General features: G+C 66.2%; 13 protein-coding genes. 2 read left to right on the forward strand and 11 right to left on the reverse strand.

The features are described 5' to 3' along the window. Nucleotides 1-10: 10 nt before the first annotated feature. The 3 genes from QP045_RS05680 to QP045_RS05690 form a co-directional block, all read right to left on the reverse strand. Nucleotides 11-2,416: a TonB-dependent receptor gene (locus QP045_RS05680; RefSeq protein ID WP_422513995.1), complete on the reverse strand. Its 2,406-nt coding sequence runs from the start codon at nucleotides 2,414-2,416 to the stop codon at nucleotides 11-13. 141 nt (nucleotides 2,417-2,557) lie between these two features. Next, complete coding sequence (locus QP045_RS05685) at nucleotides 2,558-3,325, reverse strand: ABC transporter permease (RefSeq protein ID WP_422513996.1); 768 nt, start codon at nucleotides 3,323-3,325, stop codon at nucleotides 2,558-2,560. Next, nucleotides 3,322-4,125: an ABC transporter permease gene (locus tag QP045_RS05690; RefSeq protein ID WP_422513997.1), complete on the reverse strand. Its 804-nt coding sequence runs from the start codon at nucleotides 4,123-4,125 to the stop codon at nucleotides 3,322-3,324. The genes QP045_RS05685 and QP045_RS05690 overlap by 4 nt, the downstream gene beginning before the upstream one ends. Before the next feature lie 213 nt (nucleotides 4,126-4,338). Between QP045_RS05690 and QP045_RS05695 the strand changes: the two genes are divergently transcribed. Then, nucleotides 4,339-5,130: a DUF1206 domain-containing protein gene (locus QP045_RS05695; RefSeq protein ID WP_422513998.1), complete on the forward strand. Its 792-nt coding sequence runs from the start codon at nucleotides 4,339-4,341 to the stop codon at nucleotides 5,128-5,130. A gap of 28 nt (nucleotides 5,131-5,158) precedes the next feature. Here QP045_RS05695 and QP045_RS05700 read toward each other — a convergent pair whose 3' ends face one another. Further along, the gene (locus tag QP045_RS05700) at nucleotides 5,159-6,151 is read right to left on the reverse strand and encodes an alpha/beta fold hydrolase (RefSeq protein ID WP_422513999.1); all 993 of its coding nucleotides are present in this window, start codon (nucleotides 6,149-6,151) and stop codon (nucleotides 5,159-5,161) included. 92 nt (nucleotides 6,152-6,243) lie between these two features. Between QP045_RS05700 and QP045_RS05705 the strand changes: the two genes are divergently transcribed. After that, nucleotides 6,244-7,161 (forward strand): LysR family transcriptional regulator, encoded by a 918-nt coding sequence (locus QP045_RS05705; protein WP_422514000.1) that lies wholly within the window; start codon nucleotides 6,244-6,246, stop codon nucleotides 7,159-7,161. A 41-nt stretch (nucleotides 7,162-7,202) separates the two neighbouring features. On the opposite strand, the gene QP045_RS05710 is transcribed toward QP045_RS05705, so the two are convergent. The 7 genes from QP045_RS05710 to QP045_RS05740 all read right to left on the reverse strand — a co-directional run bounded on the left by QP045_RS05710 (nucleotide 7,203) and on the right by QP045_RS05740 (nucleotide 19,587). Next, nucleotides 7,203-8,651 carry a family 43 glycosylhydrolase gene (locus tag QP045_RS05710; RefSeq protein ID WP_422514001.1) on the reverse strand — a complete coding sequence of 483 codons (1,449 nt, stop codon included), beginning with the start codon at nucleotides 8,649-8,651 and terminating at the stop codon, nucleotides 7,203-7,205. 43 nt (nucleotides 8,652-8,694) lie between these two features. Continuing rightward, on the reverse strand, nucleotides 8,695-9,414 hold the full coding sequence (locus QP045_RS05715) for an acetylxylan esterase (protein ID WP_422514002.1): 720 nt from the start codon (nucleotides 9,412-9,414) through the stop codon (nucleotides 8,695-8,697). Nucleotides 9,415-9,492: 78 nt separating this feature from the next. Then, nucleotides 9,493-10,422 carry an alpha/beta hydrolase gene (locus QP045_RS05720; RefSeq protein ID WP_422514003.1) on the reverse strand — a complete coding sequence of 310 codons (930 nt, stop codon included), beginning with the start codon at nucleotides 10,420-10,422 and terminating at the stop codon, nucleotides 9,493-9,495. A 28-nt stretch (nucleotides 10,423-10,450) separates the two neighbouring features. Continuing rightward, nucleotides 10,451-12,097: a carboxylesterase/lipase family protein gene (locus tag QP045_RS05725; RefSeq protein ID WP_422514004.1), complete on the reverse strand. Its 1,647-nt coding sequence runs from the start codon at nucleotides 12,095-12,097 to the stop codon at nucleotides 10,451-10,453. Nucleotides 12,098-12,543: 446 nt separating this feature from the next. Further along, nucleotides 12,544-15,378 (reverse strand): TonB-dependent receptor domain-containing protein, encoded by a 2,835-nt coding sequence (locus tag QP045_RS05730; protein WP_422514005.1) that lies wholly within the window; start codon nucleotides 15,376-15,378, stop codon nucleotides 12,544-12,546. Nucleotides 15,379-15,682: 304 nt separating this feature from the next. Next, nucleotides 15,683-16,834 carry a glycoside hydrolase family 76 protein gene (locus QP045_RS05735; RefSeq protein WP_422514006.1) on the reverse strand — a complete coding sequence of 384 codons (1,152 nt, stop codon included), beginning with the start codon at nucleotides 16,832-16,834 and terminating at the stop codon, nucleotides 15,683-15,685. Beyond that, nucleotides 16,834-19,587, reverse strand: coding sequence for a TonB-dependent receptor (locus QP045_RS05740; protein ID WP_422514007.1), 2,754 nt, complete (start codon nucleotides 19,585-19,587; stop codon nucleotides 16,834-16,836). The genes QP045_RS05735 and QP045_RS05740 overlap by 1 nt, the downstream gene beginning before the upstream one ends. Between the last annotated feature and the right edge of the window lie 87 nt (nucleotides 19,588-19,674).

The following is a 19,674-nucleotide window of genomic DNA, read 5'->3' on the forward strand; positions in this document are numbered from 1 at the left end:
CTGCTTCTCCTCAGATGCGGCCGCGGAAGCTGACGCCGATCAGTCGGCGCTCGCCCAGGGTCTGGTTGAAAGCGGCGTTCCCGGATGCGGAGCCGACGTCGGTCACGTATTTCTCGTCGAACAGGTTGCGAGCCCACAGCCCCACGTCCCACCGGCCATCCGCGGCCCGGAAGCCGATGCTTCCGTTGGTCAGCGAATAGCCCTTCTGGATCCCGTAGATCGACAGGCTGGAGTTGAGGTTCGCATCCGACCGGAAGCCCGTCGTCCAGTTGGCGTAAAGCTCCACCCCGCTGCCGACCGGTACGAAGCCGTCGAAGCCGATGTTGCCCGTCCATTTGGATGCACCGGCCAGCCGCCGACCGGACAAGTCGCAGATCGCCTGGATGTTGCTGACCTCCAGCGCGCACGGGGCATTGGGAAAGGAGCGATAGGTCGCGTCGTTGTACGCGCCGGCAAAGCTGATCGTCGCCTGTGGGGAGAGGCGAAGCGCGCCCTCAAGCTCCACGCCCTGCATCCGCACGCGCCCGACATTGCCGAGATAGCTGATCACCGAATTGTCGGCACCGATCGTCGACAGCACCGCCTGATAATCGCTGACGTTGGTCCGATAGAGATTGAGGTTGAAGGTCAGCGTCCGGTCGAACCACTGGCTCTTGATGCCGAGTTCATAGTCGCGGACCCGTTCCGGTGCGACGTTCTGCGGCGCGCCCGTGTCTTCGTTGAACTGCACGGCGCCGGATTTCTCCCCCCGCGCGGCCGAGGCATAGAGGAGCACATCCTCCGACAGCCGATAGCTTGGGCTGACCAGCCACGAGACCGAGTTGTCGGAGATCTTGCGGCCATTGGTGGCATACAGGGCGCGTATCCGCCCGGCGCGAACTGCCTGCGCGTTGGTGAGGATCGCACCGGCGTAGCGGCTCTCCAGCGCCAGCGGCGTCTCGGCGGTCTTGGCGATGTCGTTGTTCTTCCACTCCTGCGTATCGCGGATGCCCAGCGTCAGGGTCGCGCGGGGCGTGATGTGCCAGTTGAGCTGCCCGAAGGCCGCAATGCTGGTGGCACGCGGCTGTTCGGCGACCAGCACCCGCACACCCCGCAGCGAATCCGCCAGCGCCGCACGCCCCTCCGCCGTGGCGTTCAGCGCCGCATATTGTCCGCCCGAGGCGTAAAAGGCTCCCGCATCGGCGCCAAAGCGCTGTCGGCTCGTGGTCTCGATGTCCGAATGGAGAAAGAACAACCCGACCTGATAGTCGATCGGAATGTCGCTGCCCGACGGCGAGGCGAAGCGGATTTCCTGCGTCACCTGCTGCGTCTTCAGCAGGGTGCCGTTATAGTCGACGATGTTGAAGGGCGTGTAATCGGTGTCGTTCTTCGCGTCGAAGTCCAGCCGGCGATAGGCGCTGATCGACGTCAGCGTATAATCGCCCAGCGTCCAGTTGAGCTCGGCCGACAGGCCATATTGCCGCGTCTTCAGCGGCCGCTGGCTATCGAGCGACAGCCGGCTGAACGAGCCGTAGATCGGCTGGAACCCCGCGAACCAGTCCCGCGCCAGGCGGGAGCCATAGGTGGGCGACCGCGGGCTGCCGTCCGCGAACGTCGCCGGGTCCACGCGCGGCGGGCGGGTGTTGATCAGCTCGCTTGCATCGAAATATTCGGCGATGATGCGCGCCGAGAAGCCGTCGCCGGGCTTGGCAAGCAGCTGCAGGCGCGCGCCCCCGCGGTTCACCCCCAGGAAGCTCTCGCCCGGCACCGACGGGTTGTCGAGGAAGCCGTCGCGCTTGTCGTAATAGACGCTGGCGCGGAAGGCGAGCCAGTCGTTGACCGGTCCCGTGACCGATGCCTTGGCGAGAATGGAGTTGCGGCTGCCCACGCTGACATCGGCAGTAGCGCCGGGCTCGAAGTACGGCCCCCGGGTCGTGATGTTGAGCACGCCCAGCGTCGTGTTCTTGCCCAACAGCGTACCCTGCGGCCCGCGCAGCAACTCGATCCGGTCGACATCGACATAGTTGACCCAGGACATGCCGACATGACCTGCGAAGACATTGTCTACGATCAGGCCGACGCTCGCTTCCATTCCGTCGTTGGCGGTGTTCTTGCCCAGGCCCCGGATGGCGATGCTGCTCTGGCGCGCATTGGGCGCGTTCACGAGCAGGTTCGGCACTTTCAGCGCATAGTCCTTGATCGTGTCCAGCCGCAGCCGGTCGATCTCCTCGCCCGTGACGACGGTGATCGGGATCGGCACGTCCTGCACCCGCTCGCCGCGGTTGCGAGCGGTGACGACGATGTCGCTGCCGACTTCCGGATCGGCGGGATCGGCGGGATCGGCCGCTACCGCATCAACGGCCGGCGGCGCCTTACCCTCTGCATGATCCTCTGCATGCGCCGGCACGGCGGACGCGGCCGCCAGAAGCAGCGACAATCGGAAGGACCTGAATAACAAGCGGCTGGCCATGGAAACCCCTGCATGGTGCCGGAAGCCCTCCGCCGCCTCTTCCCATGGGGAGCGCGGGTGCAAGGAACTTCCGACGGATGCGTGCCAGCAGCGTGAAGGAAGAAAGGATCATGCTCGCACCCCCGCCCAGCGCAGCACACGGGCTGCGAGGCGATCGAGCGCGAGGTTGAGCAGCAGGCCGAGCCCGCCGATCACGAGGATGCCGAACAGGACGACGTCCATGCGGAAATTGTCGCGGCCGTCGATCAGCACGGCGCCCAGGCCGCTGCCAAAGCCGACCAGCGCCTCGACGCCGATGGTCGCGAGCCAGGCGAAGGTAAAGGCAAGTTGCAAGCCGGTGACCAGCGCCGGAAGGGCGGAGGGCAGGACGATCGACAGCATCGTCCGACGCCGGGAAAGGCACAGGCTGCGGCCGACCTCGCGCAGTGCCGCGGGTGCCGCACGCACCCCGTCCTGCGTGGCGACCACCATCGGCTTGAACGCGGCCAGCGCGACGAAGGCGAGCTTGGTCGTCTCTCCCACCCCGAACCAGGCCGTAAACAACGGCACCCAGGCGAACATCGCGACCTGGCGAAAGCCGTGGAAGCTCTGGCCGAACAGGCGGTCCGCGACCGGCGACAGGCCGAGGAGCAGGCCAAAGGCGGTGCCCAGCAGCACGCCCAGCACGGCACCCTGGAGATAGCGCAGGACGCTCGCGACCAGGCCCTGTTCCAGCAAGACGCGGACCTGCGGATCGAACGGAACCTCGGCCACGCGCGCCGGTGACGCGAGAAAGGCGGCATCGATCCACGCGCGTTCCGTGGCCAGCCACCAGAGCGCGACCAGCGCCAGCGGCAGGATCCAGCCGCGCAGTGCGGCAGGCAGACGCGCGATCATCGGGTGCCGCCCAGGCGCCGGGAAAGTCGCGCCTCGGTAGCCCGGAGTCCCTGGTCGAGCAGCAGGCCGATCGCGGCGACGCACAGGATGCCCGCCAGCACGACGTCCAGCTGGAAGATCACCCGCCCCCAGTTCATGAGATAGCCAAGCCCCTCGGTGGAGGCGAGCAGCTCCGCGCCGACCAGCGCGACCCAGGCGTTCCCCAGCCCCTGGCGCATCCCGGTGAACAGCGGCAGCGCGAGCGCGGGCAGGAACAGTCGACGCAACCGCGTCATCGGCCGCAGGCGCAGTACCGCCCCGACCTCACGCCAGGCACTCGGCATCGCGCGCACCGCGGAAAAGGTCGAAAGCGTGATCGGCAGCGTCGCCGCCTTGGCGATGGCGAGCAGCTTCAACGGCTCGCCGATCCCCACCAGCAGGATCAGCAGGGGCAGCCAGGCCATGAGCGGCACCGCAGCCAGCGCCCGGACGCTCGGCATGATCAACTGTTCGGCGGTTCGCGAGACGGCGGCGAGACCACCCAGGCCGAGGCCCAGCACCGCGCCGATGGCATAGCCCTGGACCAGGCGCGCCAAGCTGATCCCGATCGCCTTCGGCAACTCGCCTGAATTCCAGAGATCCACAAGCGCCTGCAGCACCACCAACGGCGCAGGAAGGATCGTGTCCGGCAGGGCGCCCGTCGTCGCGAGCAGTTGCCACGCGAGCAGCAGCAGCGCCGGCCCGCCGAACGAAGCCAACCATGCCGGTGCCCGCAAAGCGATACCGGGTTTCCACTCCGCACGGGCTGCCATCGTCGCCATGCTGCCGGCTCCATATTCCTACTGGCCTGATGGGTATTGAAGAAGATGCCGGGCGGCAACCCGGGTGGACCCCAAGAGATTCTTGTTCCCGCCCGCAGGGCAGCTTGCAGCGGGCAAACGCGTCCGGGCTGGCGTGATGGCACGGCAAAACGTTGCTGATGTGGAACGGAGCGCCATCACCGCGGTTTGTGCCGGATCGACGAAAGGACCTGCATGACTGCCAGCTCGCGCCTGACCTTCCTGACGCGCATCGGTTTCGCCACGCGCGGGCTCCTCTACATCGTCATCGCCATTCTGATCGTTCGAACCGGCCGGGCCGAGGACCCGAGCGGCGCGCTCGAGTTTCTCGGCAAAGGCGGGGGGCAGCTGTTGCTCGGCGTCACGGCGGCGGGGCTGTTCGCCTACGGCCTCTGGCGCCTGGCAGACATGGCGCTGGACATCGAACGCCACGGTTCGGACCGCAAAGGCTTGGTCGAACGGGCGGGTGCGGGCTTCAGCGGCATCGTCCATCTTTTCCTGGCCTGGCAGGCGATCCGGCTGATCCGCGGCGCTGCTTCGTCCTCGGGCGACAGCACCCGCGAAGGCGCAGAGATGGCGCTGGAACTGCCCGGGGGCTGGGTCCTCGTGATGCTGGGAGCGGCCGTTCTGCTCGCCCTGGGCGCGGTCCAGCTGGTGAAGGCCGCCAAGGGCAGTTTCCTGCGCTATCTGGAGCCGCAGATTGCGCAGCAGCCCTGGGCGCAGTGGAGCGGACGGATCGGCTATGCCGCCCGCGGCGTGGTGTTCCTTATCAGCGGCTATCTTCTCGCAAAGGCCGGCATCGACGAACGGGCGGGTGAGGCCGGTGGAATGGCGCAGGTCCTTTCGTGGCTCACCAGCCCCTTCGACTGGATCGTTGGCGCCGGCCTGTTCGGCTTCGGCCTGTTCAGCCTCATCGAGGCCCGGTTTCGCCAGCTACACGACGTGCCCATCGACGACGCCGTCCGGCGCGCGACCCGGCTCCGATAGGGGAACCGGTTGGCCGGAGGGCACCGGTTTACCGGGCGGCCGGCACAGCGCCCAGGAAGCGCCGGATATGGTCGGCGATTTCGCGATGGTGCGTCTCCAGCGCGAAATGGCCGGCATCGAGCAGATGGACTTCGGCGTCGGGCAGGTCCTGCCTGTACGCCTCGGCGCCCGCAGGAATGAAGGCCGGATCATGCCGTCCCCATACCGCCAGGAGCGGCGGGCGGTACTTCCGGAAATAGGCGTGAAAGTCCGGGTACATCGCCACGTTGCTGCGATAGTCGAGAATGAGGTCGAGCTGGATCTCCTCCGCTCCCGGCCGCGCCATGTAGGCGATGTCCAGTTCATATCCGTCCGGCGACAACAGGCTCGGGTCCGCCCCCGTACCATATTGCCAGTCCCGAATGGTTTCTGGTGACAGCGAGGCGCGGCACGCTTCCCGGTTTGCCGCGCTCGGGTCTCGCCAATAGGCCTGCCATGCGCCCCACTGGTCGCTGAACCCCTCCAGATAGGCATTGCCGTTCTGCGAGATGATCGCCGTGACCCGCTCGGGATGCCGCATCGCAAGCCGCAGGCCGACGGGCGCGCCATAGTCGAAGATGTAGAGCGCGTAGCGCTGCAGCCCGATCACCTCGACGAACCCCTCGACCACCTCTGCCAGCGCGTCGAAGCTGTAGTTGAATTCGCCCCGCGCCGGCGCCTTGGTCTGGCCGAACCCGGGCAGATCGGGGGCAATCACGCGATAGCCGTCGGCAAGTGCGGGGATCAGGTCGCGGAACATGTGGCTTGCAGAAGGAAATCCGTGGAGCAGCAGGATCACCGGCGCATCCGCAGGGCCCGCCTCCCGGTAGAACACTTCCACATCACCTAGCTTCTGCGTGCGGTACCGAACCTGTGACATGTTCTTCTCCCTCGATGCGATCGCCTGTCCCGCCGCTGCTGTCGGAGGTGCCATCCCGGCCATCGGCGCTGCCACGAGCGCTCCCAACGTAGCGCGACGGGTCATCTCAAGCTTACGGTCCATTGCAGCACTCCCTATCCGGGCCATGATCTGGGGATTGCAGGACCGTGCAGAATGCTTGCATCGGCGCTCTCTTGATTGCACCCTGCGCAACGATGGATCGGTTGGATGCGATGGAGCTGTTCGTGGCGGCGGTGGAGGCAGGCTCCCTTGCGGCCGCCGCACGTCGGCACGGGCGCAGCCCCGCCAGTGTGACGCGTGCCGTTGCTCTGCTGGAGCAGCATGCCGGCACGACGCTCCTGCTGCGCTCGACCCGAAAGCTCAGCCTCACCGCCGCAGGGGAGCATCACCTCGCGATCTGGCGCGACGTCCTCATGAAGCTGGAGGAAGTCGACCCTGGTCGAGCGGGTGCGATCCTGCGCGGGCCGATCGTCGTTACCGCGCCGGAACTCTTCGGCCGAATGAAGCTGATGCCGCTGGTCGAGACCTTCCTGGACGCGCATCCGGAGGTGTCCGCACGCCTTCTCCTCGTGAACCGGCTGGTCAACCTGATCGGAGAGGGCGTGGATCTGGCGGTGCGTCTGGCTCCGCTGCCGGATTCGACGCTGTCGGCCATCAAGGTCGGCGAAATCCGGACCTTGTTCTGCGCATCACCCGAGTATCTCGCCGCCCGCGGCCTTCCGACCGCGTTGCAGGATCTGGATCGCCACCAGTGCATCGGCTTGAACGCAGAAGGGGACGCAGAGCTCTGGCCGTTTCGCGCCACCGATCGTCGCGGCGATGTGCGCTCGGTGCGGGTCCAGACGCGCCTGAGCGTCAGCAGCGCCGCCGCGGCGCTCGATGCTGCCCGGCGGGGCCAGGGCATCGTGTGCGCGCGATCCTATCAGGTGGCGGAGGACATTGCGGCCGGCCGGCTTGCCCGCATCCTTGCGGAATTCGAGCCGCCGCCCGTCCCGGTAAACCTGCTGTTCCCGCCCGATCGCGCGCGGGGCGGCGCCGTCCGGGCATTGATTGACCATCTGGTCCCCGCCCTGAAGCAGTCCCTCCTCCGCACCAGGGCGCTCGTACCCTAACGGACGGGGAGGAGCTGGCCCTCTCCTCCCCGTGCCATCGGTTACGGCAGGCGGAAGGTCCAGCGGCCGGCCGCGCTGTTCGAGTCGAACGGCGCCAGCGTCGGGGTGCTCCCACCGATTGCGACCAGCGCGAGCGGCTTTGGACCGGACTGCGCCTTGGGAGCGATGCGATAGCTGCCGTCGGTCAGCTGGTCGATCTGCCACAGCTGCTCGGCCGCCCCGGTGAAGCGGGGAACCGTCTCCACTTCGTTGCGAGCGGTGGCGGCTAGCGCGCGCTCGGTGCCCGCGATCGTGATCTTGTAGAACGGCGCCCCGAAATAGCCGCCCGCCCCCGGAACCGGGGTGATCGTCCACAACTGGTTCGGCCGGACCATATAGTCGGCCAGGTCCACGCGGGTCGTGCCCTGGGGCCAGACCGCTGCATTGTCGGCCAGCGTCTGGTCCGCGACGGGGCTCACCGGATCGGTCGGCTTGGCCATGAAGCTGGCACGGGCGTTGAACGGAATGCGCACGAAGTCGGTCGCCAATCCCAGCGCATAGCCGCTGCGTTCCGACTGGATCTCATAGGTGCCGGGACGCACATTCACGCCCGCGACCGGCCAGCCATCCTTCCACAAAAGCGGCTCGATCCCCAGCACGCTCCGGCCGCTGCGGTTCATGTCGGCTTCGTAGTGCATCGAGAACTTCTCGACGCCGCCGGGCAGCTCTATCAGGCCGAAGTGCCCGGGCCCGATGTTGCGGCCGCGCGCGTTGACGACCATCTTGCCGCCGCCCCGGAGCAGGGGCACGCCCATGTGATCGACATAGGGGCCAAGCGGGCTGCGCGAGCGGCCCACGCGGATGTGGTAGGTGGAGTTCGGGCCGTCGCAGCACGTCCCATGCGTGCCGAGCAGGTAATACCAGCCGTCGCGGTACATCATCGCGGTGGCTTCCATGTCGATGGCGACGTCCACCGGCTGGTTGCCCGCGACCCGCAGGCCGGTGCTGGGATCGAGTTCGATGATGCGGATCGGCCCGAAATAGGTGCCATAGGTCAGCCACAGCCGCCCCTCGGCATACAGGAATGCCGGGTCGATCGCGTCGACCGTCTCGACGCCGTCGCTGGAGGCCACCACGCCGATATCGTGGAATTTGAAATCGGGCGACTTGGGATCGAGCGAGCGAGTCCACATCATCTTGACCTGGCTGGCGTGCCCGCCCGACATGCCGCCTCCGCCGACTGCATAGGACATGTAGTACCGGTCGCCGATCTTGATCACGTCCGGCGCCACGCCACCGCCCGGCCGCTCCGGCCCGCCGCGCCACGTCCATCCGTCTTCGGATACCAGGCCCCCGCCCCGAGTTCCGAAAGTGTAGTATTTGCCGTCCGACAGGACGATGGTCGACGGGTCGTGGATGAACGGCTCTCCTTCCACCTGCGCGGAGGCGGGAGATGCGTGGAACCCGAGAGACAGACAAAGGCCGATCGCGGCCGCGGTAAGACGCTTCATAAGGTCTCCGTGAATCTGCTGAAGGAGCGATCTGCTCCGGATCTTATTTGAGGCTGGTCTTCAGGTCGCGGATCGGCCGGCCATCCTCGTCGAGGAAGCGGACACAGAAGTCGCTCAGCCCCGGCCCGTTGATGACGGCACCGCGGATCAGGTTGCGCCCCTTGCGCAACGTCAGCCGGTCGGAAAGCACGTCGTCCATCACCATCCGGCGATCATTGTAGAGGCCGACCGCCTCCTGGCCGTTCAGCCACCACATCGATGCGGAATTGGAGCCCACGGCCATTCGGGCATTGCGGATTTCGCGCGGGCTGTCGACCACCGTGACCGCCCAGAAGATCACGCCATAGGTCGGCTTCCCCAGTGCCTGGGCAAAGTTGAACAGCTTCACGTCGAACTGGGTGGAATCGAGCGCATGCCAGCGCAGCGGCTCGGCCGCCTTCACCACCTGGCCGTTGCGCGGCATGGCCGTGAACTGGCCCGGGAAATATTGCTGGGTAAGCGCCTGCCGGACATAGCTGGCCGTGAAGACGGTGTTGGTCGGGTTCGGCTTGCTGATCGGCTCCAGCAGCAGCCACCGGCGCAGGAAGCCGTCCTGGTCCGGCGCCAGCGGCGTCGCGGTTGCCGGCTTGAAATAGGCGTCAAGACTGGGCTTCGCCACTTCCTGCCCGGCCGGGGCGCCCGCGGACGCCGCCGTGATCGCCCCTGCGCCAAGCAGCAATGCGCCTGTGATGCCCAGGCATCGGACCAATGGCTTGCCGATCATCATCTCTCTTCTTGCCCCCCGCTCTTGTGTCTTCGATGTCGGAATGGCGCCGCAGTCTGGCTGCGCGGGCGCCGATCGTTACTTGGCCGCGAGCACCCCGTTGGTGTCGAGCCAGCGCACGAATGCGTCGAACCAGCCGGGGCTCGTCGTCCCCTTTTTCCCCAGGCCGAAACCGTGGCCGCCCGCCTGGTAGAGATGGAACTCGACCGGCCGGTTCGCCTGCTGCCAGGCATCGATCAGGCCAAAGCCCTTGCGCGCGAACAGCGGATCGTCGGCGGCGAGCACCGCGAACATCGGCGGAGCGTTCGCCGGCACCTTCACCGCCTCCATCGATCCGTAGATCGGCGCCACAAAGGCGAGGCGCGTATCGGGCGCGGCGAGGGCGGTCGCCATGGTCGTCATGGCGCCTGCGGAAAAGCCGATCATGCCGATCCTCGCCGGATCCACCCGCCACTCCTTCGCGCGCGCCCGCACCAGGGCCACGGCCGCGCGACCGTCGGCGATCTGGTCGGACAGACCGGCGATCGCGGCGTCGGGGCTGAGACGGGATTGCGGCTTGCCGACGCTCGCGAACATCGCCCCAACCGCCTGCTCGAAATCACCCATCGCCGCCGGCGTCGGACGCAGCCGGTATTTGAGGACGAAGGCGGCGATGCCGCGGTCGGCAAGCGCCTTTGCGACCCGCCAGCCTTCGTTCTCCATCGACAGCATCAGAAAGCCGCCGCCCGGCGCCACGATCACGGCGGCGCCGGTCGCCTTGGCCGGATCGGGCAGGAACGGAGTCAGCGTGGCCGTCGACACGTTGCGCGTCATCGCGACCCCATATTGGCGGAACCACGCCTCCGGAGCCGGCTGGTCCTTCACCCCGCCCGTACCCAGCGCAATGGCGTTCGGCTCAGCAGGCGCGGCCATCGGCGTCATGCGCCCGTCCTGCGCCACCGCCGGCACTGCGGCAGCCGCCAGCGCCCCCGCGGCAATCAGGCCGCCGATCCTCATCGTCCAGTGCATCGGTACCCTGTTCCCTCTAGTGTCTTGATCAGCTCAGCAGGATGCGGCGCGCTTCGCCCTCGGGATCGTCGACCATCCGGCAGGTCTCGTCGAAGACCATGGTCTGGCACCGCTGCGGATCGGTTGCCGCCCAGGCGAGCCCCGGCTGGCTGGGGTTGCCCGTGCGGGCGAAATTGGCCCACGCCGTCGCCATCGTCCGGGCCAGCCGCTGGGCGCCGGGCGTGTTGCCGGTTCCCTGGGCGCACAGCGCCGTGTTGTCGAAGCAGAAGGCGAGTTCCGCGGTGTGCCACGCCCCGGCGACCCCGCCCAGCTGCGGCGACTGCCACTGGAAATGATATTGATAGGCGGGCGCCCCACCCTGCGCGTGCCGCAACGCCACCATATTCTGCACGCGATTGCGGTTCATCAGGCCCTGCACGCCATAGGCCAGCGTCCGCGTCGCCTTTTCCGGATGGGCCTTTTTCATCGCCGCGATCAGCCGGTTCGCCTTGTCGGCGCCCATCTGCGTCGTCAGGTCGGCGCGCCACTTGGCCTCGTCCGGATTATAGCCCCAGCGCATTCCTTCCTCGCTGGTGTTGCCGATCAGGATGGGCACGTCGCGCGACACCTCCGGCGCGACTGCCGAGAAGGATGCGACGGTGATGACCTTGCCGTCGAGCGTCGGGTTCCAGCCGACCCGGGGGGTGAGCGACGGGCCCATCGGCGGCCGCGGCCCGTTCATCGCCGCGGCAACCTTGTTGCCCGCCTCGAACAAGGGCTTCCACTCGATCCGCTGAAGCGCGCCGAGATCCTTCGGCCCGATGCCGAGCTCGCGCAGCACCCGGCGCGAGAACTCGCGGGACTGCTCCGCCGACGGAAGCGCACCGCCGCCGCCCGACTGGATCGCCGCCCGCTTGATCAGGCCCCGGCCGGCCTCCATCCCCAGCATCGTCGTCACCTTCGACGCGCCGCCCGACTGGCCATAGATCATGATCCGGTCGGGGTTGCCGCCGAAGCGGGCGATATTCTCCTGCACCCAGCGCAAGGCCGCGATGCAGTCCGTCATGCTGACGTTGACCGATTCCTCATACGGGGCGCCGCCCACCTCGGTCAGGTCGAAGAAGCCGAGGACGTTGAGCCGGTGGTTGATCGACACCTGCACGACATCATGATGCCGCGCCATCTGCGCACCGTCGTGGGAGGCGAGTTCATAGGAGGAGCCGAAGGCGAAGCCGCCGCCGTGGAAATAGACCATCACCGGCCGGTTGCCCGACAGCGCCGGCGTCCAGATGTTCAGCTTGAGCATGTCCTCGCCGACGAAACCGTCCGTCCATTGCTGGAGGAAGGTGTGCTCTGCGGCGCGGAAATCGTGCAGCGTCTGCGGGCTGTTCGCGCCATAGGCGATCGCGGGATAGGGTTCGGTCCAGTTCGCCGGCGCCTTGGCCGGGAGCCAGCGGTTTTCGCCGCTCGTGTCGGCCCCATAGGGGATGCCCTTGAAGGTATAGACGTCGTCGGCGACATAGCCGCGCACCGGTCCATAGCGGGTGGGGACGATCGCGTCCTTTGGCGTAGAGGCGGTGCCCGCCCCCGACGCCCGCCCGGCCGCCTGCGCGCTGCCGGCCGACGGCAGCATCAGGCCCGCGCCCGTCATCATCGACGCCAGCATGGCGCGACGGCGATCGACAGAACCGATCATCATCCTCTCCTCCCATGTACCTCACCGGAACCATGACCATCGGCGGCCGGGTTCACCCGGCTCTTTCGCGTCACAGCCCGCAACATTCGCTACGCGCTCAATATTTGCCCGCTGTCAGGGAGGGTTTCTCCACCAACGCACGCCGGCCACATCTCTCCGTTTCCCGAAGCAACTGCACCGGGAGGGAACCGACAAACAAAAATTTCAATTCGCCTGCCCCTGCACGGAAACAGGACGGACGTACACTTGACGGGACACTGCCCGAGCGTATCTCTGCTCGAGAACAGTCTCTGGGGCGGAGGCTAACTTGTTACCGCTACCTTGTCCATATGTCAGAGTACAACTCTATAGAACTTCGCGAATCGCGACGAACGCGCGTCTGCCCCGGCCCCGGCTAATCGACGGCCCAGTGCCCCGGCGGTCGCCAGGACACTGGGCCGTTGCTGTCAGAGACCGTAGGTCAGCCGCGCATATCCGAAGCGGCCCGGGATATCGTAGGTCGTCGGATCATAGTTGTTGAGGCTGCACGAGAAGCAGGCCGGCGGGTCCGTGTCGAACACGTTGTTCACCCCCAGCGTCAGGCCCAGCCGTTCGCCAAGCCACTGCGGCCGCCACGTGAACTGCACGTCGCCATAGAAGCGGCTGCCCAGCCGGTTGCCACCCTGGTTCTCGACGACATTGTCGATGTAGCGGCCGGTGAATGCCGCCGCGACGACGCCTAGATCCCAGTCGATCGTCGCCAGCCCCTTGAAGTGGGGATAAGCCTGGTCGGGGCTGCCGCGCTCGGTGCCGGTATAATCGATGCTGGTGAAGCCGTCGGTTGCGGGCACCGTCTCTTCGTACTTCAGCAGGTAATTGCCGCTTGCCCAAAGGCCGAACGTGCCGACGCCGGTCTCACGCGTGCGCAGGTTCAGTGTCGCGTCGATCCCGCGGCTGCGGATCCCGCCCGTGTTGAGCAACAGGCCGTTGATCGACGAGATGAAGCCGGCAGGCGTGCGCTGCACGGCCGCGCACGACAACTGGTCGCCATCCTGGGCGCAGCGTCCGAGCAGCACCTCCGCTGGGATGGTCGAGATCGCCCCCTTCACCCTGATGTTGTAGTAATTGACCTCAAGATTCAGCGTGCTGAAGAACCCGTTGCGGGCCCAGGCCGGGCTATACACGCCTCCGAACACCCAGGTCTTCGCGGTTTCCGGCTCCAGATCCAGGTTGCCGCCGGTCTGGACGCTGATCTGCCCGCCCTGCGGCTCGGCATAGCTGCCGCTTGCGGGAACGCCATTGGCGATACAGTTCGCCCGCACCGTCGCATTGCCCTGGAACAGCCCACCGGGCGCACTCGTGCACGGATCATCCAGCGTCTGGTCGAACCGCGATACCGCGCCGAACAACTCCCCGATCGAGGGGGCCCGATAGCTTTCCGCATATTGGCCGCGCAGCAGCAGGTCGTCGGCCGGCTTCCACAACACACCACCCGACAGCGTCGTGTTACCGCCCGCGGTCGAGAAATCCGAATGCCGCACCGCCCCGCTCAGCTCCACCAGCCGCAGGAACGAGACGTCGCGGATCAGCGGCAGGCGCAACTCGCCATAGACTTCGTCGACGTTGTACGCGCCGCTCGCTGCCTGCGCCGGGATATCGGCACCCAGGCCCGCCTGGATGATCGGATCCGGCGTGAAGCTGCCCTGCTGGTAGCGATGCTCATAGCCCAGCGCGACGCCTACCGGACCGCCCGGCAGATCGAACAGTTCGCCCGATACGTTCAACGTATAGTCCCGCAGCTTCTGCTGGCTGCGGGAGCGTTCGTCGAAGGCCACGAACGCCAGCATCTCCGGCGTGATCGAACCCTGCCCGCCAAAGATGTTGAACGGTACGCAGTCGCCCGTGCACTGGCTCACCGGTCCCAGCGCCTGCGCCAGCTTCGCGGTGTTGAGGTTGCCGGTGAACAGCTGGTGCGCATCGTTGAAGCCGATCACCGCGTTCGCGTCATAATACCAGTTGCGGCCGAACAGCTGAAACCTGCCGTCGATCGTGCCGGTGACGCTCACGGTATCAACGGTCTGGTTGTAGGTGCGCTGCCCCGCTTCGACCAGCCGGCGCCCGATCAGCGAATAGGTCGCGGGCTGTCCGTTTGCGCCCGAATTGAGCGTGATGCCGAACGGATTATACGGGTTGGTGACGTCGATGGAGACCGTGTCGAGCAGGTTTCCGTTGCCGGCATCGGGGCCGATGTTGAGCGGCAGGAACGCCGCCTGATTCTCGGAATTGCGGTGCGCCCAATTGGCCTTCAACCGGACGTTGAACGCCTCGGAGAACTCGGCCCGTGCGTTCATGAAGCCGCCGTAGCGCTCGTTGGGCGTCAGGAAATAATTATAGGGCGCGAAGTTGAACCGGTCCGCCGCGGTAAAGGCGCGGAAGTCCCCCCCGACCAGGGTCGGGTCGTACACGCCGCGGCCGGTGAGCGGCGGATTGCGCACCGTGATCGTCCCGCCCGCCGGCAGCGAGGGATTGCCCGGGTTGAACAGGATGCGGCCGTTCACCGCCGCGCCGGAACACCCGCCGATCGGATCTGTGCACGACGTCTGCCCGGGATTGACGAACTGCGAGATCGAGCGGTCCCGCGCGCGCACCGGATCCTGCTTGGTATAAAAGCCGCCGACGTCCAGGTGCACCCCGTCCTTGCCGCCGCCCCAGCTCAACTGGTAGTTCTGCGTCTCGCCGTCATTGTCGCCCAGATATTGGCCATATTGCGCAAGCGCGCGAAAGCCCTTCTGGTCGGACCGGGTGATGATGTTCACCACGCCGCCGATCGCATCCGAGCCGTAGAGCGCGGATGCCGCCGATTCCAGCACCTCCACCCGCTGGATCATCACGTCCGGGATCGAGTTGAGGTCCACCGTGCCGGGGATGCCGCTGGCGCTCGCGCCATTCACGTACCGCAGCCCATCCACCAGCACGAGCGTGCGCTTGGCGCCCAGGTAGCGCAGGTCGATCGCCGCAGAACCGGCCCCGACCCCGCCGCCATCCGGCGGATTGCCGAAGTTGCCCGAATTGTTGAACTTGGAGTTGAGCCCGCCCGAGGACGCGGGAAGACGCTGCAGCACGTCGACGATTGAGGAAAGCCCCGTCCGCAAGATGGTGCTTTCGTCGATCACCGTAACCGGCGCCGGATTGTCGAGCGGGTCGCGCCGGATCCGCGAGCCCGTCACGACGACTTCGGCGCCCGGGTCCGACGCCGTCTCTTGCGGCAACGCGTCTGGCGTTTCCTGCGCGTACGCAGTCATCGGTAATGCTGATATTGCAAGTACAAGAGCCAGAATACTGGCGCGCGGCGTAGTGACCGATCGTCTCATCGCATCCCCCCGACATGTTCGAGCGTGAAGCACTTGGAACGACCGGATGCTGCAGCACAGCATAGAACCCGACAAGTGACTTATTGCCGTTTTGCGACAGCCTGAAGTTGTGGCGACGATTAATAGCGACCACTGTCGTTTTTTTACTACAGAATCTTGAAAGGCACCGGGCACGCTTCGGGGAATACTTCGCTTGGCTGCTGAGCCGATGCGGCTCGGAAGAGCACGAACAGCCTCAGTATAGGGCGTCCCACTTCTCCGGCTTCCAGCCCAGCACCGCCTCGATCTGGACCATCGCCGCGGTGTCGATCAGCTCGGCCCGGCCTGCGCGCGGGCGGCATAGCCCGGTCGTCGCGTCCCGGCGGTTGCGCCACATATGGTCGGCATAGGCCTGCATTGCGGGGCGGTTTTCCCGGGTCCCCGCGATCCCGTCGAGGAGCAGCAGGTTCTTGAAATAGATGGCATTGAACGGCGGCGGCTGGCGATCCAGCTGCGAGAGCGTGAAGCGCTCGCGGCTTGCGTAGGCGATCCGCTTCGCTTCCTGCAGATAGCGTTTGTCTCCGGTCGTCTGCCAGAGGAGCGCGTTCACTGCGACTGGAACGCCCTGGTTGTAGGTCCACACCGTTGTTTCGATGGTGCCGTCGGTCTTCAGATGATCGTTATAAAGACCGTCCGGCCGCTGCAGCACCGCGTTGGTCCAGCTGTAGTAGCGCAGCGCGTCGTCGAGATAGGCACGATCCCCGGTGATCTGGTGCAGCCTGAGGCCGAGTTGGGCAGCCGGCATGTTGGAGACGGTATTGCGGTCACCATTGTCCGCCTTCTGCGTCCAGCGCACGCCGCCTGGCGACGGCAGGCTGGGGTCCTCCGACCAGCCCGATCGGATCAGCTCGAACACTTCCTTGGCATGTGCAAGCGAAGCCGGATCGCGGCGGAAGCGATAGTGCTGGACCAGAGCGAGCCCGACCCATTCATTGTCGTCGTAGTAGAGGTCGTCGCCCGGCCCCAGGGGCGGCACGACCCGCGACAAATATCCGCCGCGTGCGGTCGTGCTGGTATCGGACCAATATAGCTGCTCGGCCGCCCGCGCCTTGGTGAGCGCGGCGCCGTAGTGGCGTGCAGCCGCCGCGTCAGCCATCGTCAGGTCGAGATAGGCGATATGCGCCTGCGAGAACGGCCACTCGGTTGCATATTTTGCGTCGGTATCGGCCGCGGGTGCATATTCCCGGTAGAGGCCGGTCCCGTCGTTGACCGCAAAGCCGCGTTCCATCGCCGCACGCCATTGCTCAGCTCGCGACGGCTCTGGCGCCGCCCGCACGGCTGTGGGGAGCAACGTCGCCACCGCCGCGCTTGCGGTGAATTTGCGGCGAGAGAGGGGCGACCCGCCCATCAGAAGCGGAACCGGCCGCCGAGTGCGAAGACGCGGCTTTCGTAGCGCACGTCGCGGGGATAGCTCACATCCGGCAGGTCGGTTGCCTGGCGAAGGGCCCGATAGGGACTGCGGGTGATGTTGCTGACGTCAAAGGTGAGCGTCAGTGCCTTCATCGCCTCCACCGACAGCGAGAAGTCGAGCCGCTCGATCGGGCGGTTGAACTCGCCGCCGATCAACTGCCCCTGGTCATCGGTCGCGAAGAAGTTGGTGACCCGCGACCGCCAGTTATACGCCAGCCGCGCCGATACCGGTCCCTTCTCGTAGATGCCGACCGCGTTGTAGCTCCACTTGGACACGCCCGGGATGGCGGTATCCTGCCCTGCCTCACCCAGCGACGCCGGAAGCGCCTGCGACGCGTCGATATAGGTCGCGTTGAGCTGCGTGCCGAAGCCGCTCAGCCAGCCGGGCAGGAAGTCGAAGAACGTCTGGAACGCGACCTCGACACCCTGCAACCGGCCCTTGCCGCCATTCTCCGGCCGATTGACGATGATCGGGCCATAGGTCGGGTCATTCACCGTGGCGTTGAGGTTTGTAATGAACCCCTGCACGTCGCGGCGGAAGATCGCGCCGGTCAGCGAGCCGGTGGTCGAGAAGTACCATTCGACCGAGGCGTCATAGTTCTTCGACTGGATCGGCTGCAGGTCGATGTTGCCGCTGTTGCCGCGGATCGGCGTCTCATTCGGGTTGAAGGTGAGCGCGGGGCTCAGCTGGTTGAAGTTCGGCCGGCTGCGCGTTTCCGTCGCCGACAGGCGCAACTGCAGCTTGTCGGTGAGGTGGGCGCGCAAGCTCGCGCTGGGCAGCACGTCGACGTAGTTCTGGCTGGAGGTGGCGGGCGTCGGCACATTGTCGATCAAGCCTACACCGGTGGCTGTCACCGTGGTGTTGACGATGCGCGCACCGATCACGCCATCGATCGGGATCGTGCCGACGTCGAAGCCATAGTGGAACTGCCCGTAGGCGGCGTAGGACTGCTCCGTCGCGTCGAACTTCTCATTAGCGATATAGGCCGGAATGTCCGAACCATAGGCCGCAAGTTCCCTGAGCGCGTCCGGCGTGCCGATCTGCGCCAGGCCGTTGCGGGCGAGATCGCGGATCGCGTCGATGTTACCAAAGATGGCGCCGCGGCTTGGTGCCCACCATTGGCGGAAAGGCTGCGCGTCGCTGCCGCGGAAGCCGGCATTGATCGGGCCCCCGTCTTCCGCGCCGGGGATACCGGACAGCCGGATGCCTAGCGGCCTAAGCGTCGCATAGCGACCGCCGCTGCGGAGCCGCGCATCCCGGTCCGTGTAGCGGAAGCCGAAGTCGAGTTGGGTGATGACCGGCAGCTCCGTCTTGAGCTTCAGGTCGGTGCGCCACTGGATTCCCTTGCCCTTGGCAAGTGAACGCCGGTCCCACAGGCCGCGCATAATGAAGTTGTCCGGGTTGAGCGCATCGAAGCCAGACAGGGACAGCTGCGGCCCGCCATCCTTTCCGCCGACGTCGAATATGATGTCCGCCGACTGCGCCGTTGCCGGTGCGTAATCGATGTTGTGGTCGATGTAGGTCGCGCGCGTGTCGGTATACGCAAAGTCGGTTGAGAGAGTGGCCCGCTCGTCGATCTCCCAGCGTCCCCCGATTGCGCCCTGGTAGGTGTTGGTCCGGCCGGCACGCGTGCTGCGCGAGAAGTCGATGCCGCGCCCGCCGGCGAAGTCCGGCGTGACGGTCACGCTGTCGAGCGTGTTCGGCTGGTCGGGGTTGCGGACGATGTTGGTGAGCGCAGGGTTGTCGTTGACGAGGTTCACGCCAACGAAGTCGTTCTCGACATTGGTGCGCGCGCCTTGGAACAGGCCGTCGAGGTAGATCTCGACATTATGCGCGGGCCGCCATTGGAGCGAGCCATTGACCGACGGCCGCCAGCGCTTGCCCCGATCGTAATAGACACCGGCGGACTCGGGCAGCACGAAGTCGCGCGGGCCGTCGACCAGCTGGTTTACCCCCGGCGAGACGATGTTGCCGTTGATGTAGCGAGACGCGGTCTGATAATGCAGCTGGGTGTAGGAAACGTTCACCAGCGCGCCGATCTCGCCGATCCCGGTATCCCAGCGATCGGTCACCAGAACGTTGAAGTTCGGGTCATATTTCTTGGCCTGATCACCATAGGTGCCCCGCACTGCACCTGCGATCTGGAACCCGTCGAAGTCGAATGGCCGGCGCGAGCGCACGTTGATGAGGCCCGCGATCCCGCCCTCGATCTGATCGGCACTGGTCGACTTGTACACCTCGAGCCCGGCAAGCGCCCCAGCGGGAAAATCCTGCAATGCGACGTTGCGCATTTCCGCGGTGAACACTTCGCGGCCGTTGAAGGTGGTGGTGAGGTCCGGAAGACCACGGACCTGAACGCCGCCCGCCTCGTCACTCCCGCGGTTGACCTGCACGCCCGTGATCCGTGCCAGCGCCTCGGAAGCATTGTTATCGGGCAGCTTGCCGATGTCCTCGGCCACGACGGCATCGACGATCTGGACGGAGTCGCGCTTGAGCGCCTGCGCGCTTTGCAGGCTGCGACGAAGCCCCGTCACGACGACCTCCGCGGAGGGCTCGGGGGCTGTTGCCGCGCTGTCCGACTGCCCTGCACTCGGCGTGGCAGGCTCGCTCGTCTGGGCGTGAGCAGGCAGCACCAAGATGACCGCAAGACGCGAGACGGCGGAAAGCAGGACGCCCTTTTGCACGTTCATCATCATCTCCCGACGTGCCCGTCTATGGCGAGCATCTGACTCGGGAGAATAGCTGAGACGACTTAATCGTAAAGCGTTTTGTTTTAA

This window comes from Sphingomonas sp. 3-13AW, assembly GCF_049311085.1.
Lineage (GTDB): Bacteria > Pseudomonadota > Alphaproteobacteria > Sphingomonadales > Sphingomonadaceae > Sphingomonas.